This window comes from Pseudomonas sp. 2995-1 (genome assembly GCF_002742505.1).
GTDB classification, from domain to species: Bacteria; Pseudomonadota; Gammaproteobacteria; order Pseudomonadales; family Pseudomonadaceae; genus Aquipseudomonas; species Aquipseudomonas sivasensis.
The window spans coordinates 1-506 of sequence record NZ_LJSA01000575.1 but is presented as its reverse complement, the minus strand read 5'-3'; the positions used below and the strand labels follow the sequence as shown (position 1 = coordinate 506).

At 38.7% G+C, this 506-nt stretch carries 1 protein-coding gene; it reads left to right on the top strand.

What is annotated here, in order from left to right:
- Positions 1-506 (top strand): peptidoglycan-binding protein (locus AOA61_RS30985; RefSeq protein ID WP_178075221.1); only part of this gene is annotated, 506 nt, incomplete at both ends.

The following is a 506-nucleotide window of genomic DNA, read 5'->3' as shown; positions in this document are numbered from 1 at the left end:
CCATATATCTAGTAATCCAACAACATACTTTGGTTCAAGTACAGAGGCTGTAGTAAAGGAGTTCCAAACGTATTATGGTTTAGAGGTGACAGGGAAAGTAGGACAGGAAACTTTAGCAAAGTTGGATGAAATACTTACAAGCCCATTGAGAAATGGTGAAAGACACGAGTCTTCCATTCAACTAAAACTAGATTTATCTATGCTGGGCTACCATGTTTCGGATAATCCAACAACATTCTATGGATCAACAACCGAAGCGATGGTAAGAGATTTCCAAGCAGACCATGGCTTAAGAGTGAATGGAATAGCTGATCAAGTTACGTTGGCAAAGCTAGAAGAATTAGTCACTAAACCAATGCAGTTTGGTATGCGTCGTTCAGATGTCATTACATTAAAAGAAGACTTAGAAGTAGCAGGTTTCCATATATCCAATAATCCGACAACATACTTTGGTCCGAGTACAGAGGCAGTAGTAAAAGAGTTTCAAACATACTATGGATTAGAGG